This is a genomic window from Planococcus sp. A6 (genome assembly GCF_028823615.1).
GTDB lineage: Bacteria > Bacillota > Bacilli > Bacillales_A > Planococcaceae > Planococcus.
Map to the genome: position 1 here is coordinate 1 of NZ_JAPEHT010000173.1, position 5,099 is coordinate 5,099.

The 5,099-nt window shown below is 50.4% G+C and carries 3 protein-coding genes; 2 read left to right on the forward strand and 1 reads right to left on the reverse strand.

The genetic code is table 11. From position 1 onward, the window contains the following. Positions 1-7: 7 nt before the first annotated feature. A complete protein-coding gene (locus ON064_RS16865) occupies positions 8-3,043 on the reverse strand; it encodes a transglycosylase domain-containing protein (RefSeq protein WP_274625679.1) in 3,036 nt (1,011 codons plus the stop codon). Positions 3,044-3,383: 340 nt separating this feature from the next. On the opposite strand from ON064_RS16865, the gene tyrS reads away from it, so the two are divergent. Both tyrS and ON064_RS16875 read left to right on the forward strand, forming a co-directional pair. Then, positions 3,384-4,649, forward strand: coding sequence for a tyrosine--tRNA ligase (tyrS, locus tag ON064_RS16870; RefSeq protein ID WP_274625680.1), 1,266 nt, complete (start codon positions 3,384-3,386; stop codon positions 4,647-4,649). A gap of 133 nt (positions 4,650-4,782) precedes the next feature. After that, on the forward strand, positions 4,783-5,099 hold a 317-nt coding region (locus tag ON064_RS16875), incomplete at its 3' end, for a general stress protein (protein WP_274625681.1).

Genomic DNA, 5,099 nt, shown 5'->3' on the forward strand with positions numbered 1-5,099 from the left:
GCTTTTGTCATGCTGCGTCTTCTTCGTTCTCTGGAGTTTCCGTGTCAGGTTCTGACTGCTCTTCTGGTTGTTCCGGTTCTTCAGGTGGTGCTTCTTCCTCTTCTTCAGGTTCTTCTTCCGGTTCTTCTGGAGCTGGAGTTTCTTCGGCTGGTTCTTCCTCAGCCGGTTCTTCTTCAGGCTCCTCTTCCGGCTCTTGTCTTTCTGTTTCTTGCGCTGGCGCCGGAGTCTCTTCTCTTTCAGGTTCCGGTTCCGGGGCAGGAGCAGGTTCTGGTTCAGGAGCAGGTTCCGGTTTTGGCGCTGCAATCGTCACGCCGTTGGATGTTGCCGATTGACGGCCTGTAATATCCACTGCGACGACTGTATAAGTTCCAGGTCCAGGTGCGCTAAAGGAGTTGCTGCTCGATTCTGAAACTGAAGCGACTCTGCTGCCACCGCGGAATACGCGGTAACCGACGACATCGTTTGAAGCGGAATCGCTCCACGTGATTGTGCGTCCATTGATCGAAGTGCCGACTGGGGCAGGGGCCGCGCTGTCTGCATCGAAATTGGCGCTGGAGACGACGTTGCTGAATCGTGAACTGCCAGGGAATAATTTGCCTGCGTCTCCTCCGAATGGAGCGAGCATACGATCGACGTATTCTTCTGAAACGCCGAGGCCGCCGCCTGACACAAATTCACTTGGAGTATTCGACAAAGCAGCATAGCGTTTGCCGTTGATGGTCGTGTATGAGCCGCTGCTCAAGCTGTCGTCGCCATCTTTAGGCGTCATGATATCAGCGATGAACAAGTCGGAGCGGACCAAGCCGGCTTTTTTACAAGCTTCGTTCGGAGCGAATCCAGAGATTCCGCAGAACGAGCGGCTGACGATGCCATCTGGTTCCTGGAATTTGTCTCCTGACCCGATAGCGTCAGGTGCGACGTCATAAGTTGCATTCATCAAGTTCGCCCATAATTGGTTGACGCGGACGGATGGCTGCAAGTTTTGGTTTCTGAAATTATCCAGAGAGTATTTCTCTTTATCATAACCGAGCCAGACACCCATCGTGATGTTCGGGTTATAACCGACGAGCCAGACGTCTTTTGTCTCCTGAGTAGTTCCTGTTTTGCCGGCGAAGTCCGCATTGAACTTCAGCATGCCGTTTGCGCGATTGGCCGTTCCGCGATCTGTCTTGAAGACATCGCGAAGCATATCGGTCAATACGTAAGAAGCTTGAGGCGTGAAGACATCTTTCGCTTCAGCTTCGTGTTCATAGATGACATTGCCATCCGCATCTTCAATTTTATCGATCATCGTCGTTTCCATATGCTTGCCTCCGTTGGCAAGAGCCGCATAGGCATTCGCGACTTCTTCAACTGACCCTTCAATGCCGCCGCCAAGTGCTGCGGAAACGACGCCATCGCCTTCATCTACGCGCGAGAAGCCATTGTCGATCAAGTATTGGATCGGCATGTCATCGCGCATTTGCGCAAACAAACGCAAGGCGGGAAGGTTCTGCGATTGTGCAAGTGCATCGCGTGCCGGCATGATACCTTGCTCGCTTGTCGGGATGAAGTTCGTCGGTTCATATGGGTTGCCATTATCATTCAGTGTGAATTTCACATCGACCACCGGGCTTCCCGCACCGATCAAGCCGTTTTCCAAGGCTGGGCCGTAAACGAGCAGTGGCTTAACCGTAGAACCGATCGAGCGATAGGCTTGCGTTGCATGGTTCAGTTTTTCGATTTCGTGGTCACGCCCGCCGACAAAACTTAAGATGCGGCCGGTAGCGTTTTCCAAAGTGACGCTGCCCACTTGAACAGGCAATGGGCGGGTTTTTGTTTCGCCGTCTTCGTCAATATAATCTTCGGATAAAGTCGTGCCGTATCCTTGATAGGCTTTTTGTGTCTCTTCTTGCGCAATATACAGTTCTTTATTGATACTCGAATGGATTCGGTAGCCATTCGACCGCACAGCGCGGTCAGCTAAAATTGCATATTCCTCATAGAGGTTTTGATCCTGGTCCAGTGTTTCAGGATCAATGCCATTTTGTTCAGCCAACACATCCATGATGATGCGGGTGGCGCGTTTCTCTAATTCTGCAGTTACAAAAGGATGATCTTCGTATGAGCGGGTTTCGCCAGTTCTGAAGTCTGCGACAATATCGTACTCCAAAGCTTCTTGATATTCCGCTTCGGTGATATAGCCTGTTTCAAGCATGCGGTACAGCACAGTTCTCATGCGGTTGAGGCCAGGTTCTAAAGCTTTTCCTTCTTTAGGAATCCCGCCGCGCGCATAAGGCGTATAGCTGAAGGGCGCTTTCGGGATGCCGGCGATGAATGCCGCTTGCGGCAAGTTCAAGTCGCTTGCAGGTACATCGAATATGCCTTTGGCAGCCGTTTCGATTCCGGCGATGTTCGTGCCCGCTGAATTTCGGCCATATGGGATGATATTCAAATAAGCTTCCATAATATCTTCTTTGTTCATGAATTTCTCAAGACGCATCGCCAAGAGGATTTCTTTCGCTTTACGCTCATAAGATACTTCGTTTGTCAAAATTTGGTTTTTGATCAATTGCTGGGTTAAAGTAGATCCGCCCGATTGGCTGTCCGAATTGGAGACATCTTGAAACAAGCCACGCATGATTGCTTTCGGGACAATTCCTTCATGTTCAAAGAAATACTCATCTTCAGTAGCTAGGACTGCATCGATAGCCACATCGGAGACATCTTCCAAAGTCGTTTCTTCGCGGTCAAGGTCGGTCTGCAGTTTGCCAAGGTAGGTATTGTCGGCGAAATACAATTGGGAAGTTTCTTCATAGCTATAGATGTCCGACAGCATTTCCTCTTCAGTCCGCAGCTGTTCTTCGTCCACCAGTGAAGCGAAATAGCCGGCTCCTGCCGATGCGGCAAACACGCCGCCCGCCACCAGTATAATAGCTAGAATGATTGCCAAATTCCAAATGACGCCCGTCGTGATTTTAAAACGCCTAAACCACTTATGGGAAGTCCATCTATCGGTTGTTTCCTCTGCCTTCAATAACCATCTTCTTAATTTATCTTGCACATTATCCCCCTCCTAAAAATCTTTCTCATTATAGCATAATCCGATAATTGAAACGAAAGATATTGACAATCTTTAGGATTCAAGTACACTACAGTATAGAATCTTCATAATCAAACGGAGAAAGGCCCGCAGTAGGGCATGCAATTTTGAAACCAGAGAGCCGGTGGAAGGTGCGAACCGGCCAAAATGCATGCGTCGAATTACAGGCCTGGAGTTTGCGGAAGTGCCCCGTCTGGCACATTCGAGTGGGAGGACGCGTCCTTCAAGCTGGGTGGTACCGCGCATATGCGTCGTTTGTGTCCTGGCAATTAGGCGAAGCAGATAAAGGGAGGAAATTTACATGACAAATGCATTAATCGACGATTTAAACTGGCGCGGGCTTCTGTACCAGCAAACAGACGAAGAAGGAATGGCAGAAGTGCTAGACCAGGAAAAGATTTCACTGTATTGCGGTGTCGACCCGACTGCCGACAGCATGCACATCGGCCATATCGTGCCGCTTTTGACTTTGCGTCGTTTCCAATTGCACGGCCATCGACCGATCCTTTTGGTGGGCGGGGCAACCGGCATGATCGGGGATCCATCTGGACGCAACGAAGAGCGCCAATTGCAATCGACGGAACAGATCGACCGCAATGTCGATTCGATCAAAAAGCAAATGGAACAGATCTTTGATTTCCAGACGGAGAACGGGGCGAAAATGGTCAATAACCGCGACTGGATCGGCGGCATGAGCGTCATCGAGTTCCTGCGCGATTTCGGTAAATTAATTTCCGTCAATTACATGCTGGCGAAAGATTCGGTCGCATCGCGTCTCGAAGGCGGAATTTCGTTTACGGAGTTTTCCTATACCTTAATCCAAGCGATCGACTTCAACCATCTTTACAATGAATACAATTGCCGTGTTCAGATCGGCGGGTCGGACCAGTGGGGCAATATTACATCAGGTCTTGAAGTGATCCGCAAGACGCACGAAGAAGAAGCGAAAGCGTTTGGGATTACAATTCCGCTCGTAACAAAAGCGGACGGCACAAAATTCGGCAAGACGGCGGGCGGCGCAGTTTGGCTTGATGCGAAAAAGACCTCCCCTTACGAGTTCTACCAGTTCTGGATCAATACGGCTGATGCAGATGTCGTGAAATACTTGAAGATTTTCACCTTCCTCGAAAAACAGGAAATCGAAGCACTCGCCGAAAGCGTTGAAACGGAAGCGCATCTCAGAAAAGCGCAAACCGTGCTCGCTGAAGAAATGACCAAGCTTATCCATGGGGAAGAAGCGCTCGCAGATGCCCAGCGCATCACGAAAGCATTGTTCAGTGGCGATCTGAAAAGTTTGAGCGCAGACGAAATGAAAGCGGCCTTCAAAGACGTTCCTTCTGTCGAGATGGCGAAACAAGCGAAGCCAATCGTCGATTTGATTGTCGACAGTAAAGTATCTCCTTCGAAACGCCAAGCACGTGAAGACATCACGAACGGCGCGATTTCGATTAACGGCGAGAAAATCCGCGACCTGGAATACGTGGTTGATGAAAAAGACCGTTTGGATGATGAATTCGCGATCGTCCGGCGCGGCAAGAAAAAATACCATATGATCCATTTCGTTTAAACACTGACGCCGCCAGCATCTGCTGGCGGCGTTTTTTGATGTTGTGAAATGTTTAGCGCATCTTCGACGGGGAAACATATATCACTAAGATGTATGAACAAGATTCCAAAACATGAAATGGAGGGCGAGTAATATGTCACGAGTGGTCGGAGCATACGGTACGGAAATGGAAGCGGTGGAAGTCATCGAAGATCTTCAGCGGCAAGGCTACCGCGACGAAGACATTTCAGTGCTCAGTAAAGATAAGGGTGATGTAGAGCGCGTAACGGAAGAAACTGGGACACAGGCCGGTGAAGGAGCCGCTGCCGGAGCTGCCACAGGTGGTGCGCTCGGAGGGCTCGGAGGTGTCTTGGCCGGGCTTGGCGCGCTGGCGATTCCTGGCATCGGGCCAATCGTTGCAGCTGGCCCGATTGCAGCCGGTTTGACAGGCGCAGCAGCGGGAGCGGGCGT

What these genes read in the sequence shown, in the direction of transcription:
- tyrS (WP_274625680.1), top strand. Translation starts at nt 3,384, where the DNA reads ATGACAAATGCATTAATCGACGATTTAAACTGGCGCGGGCTTCTGTAC.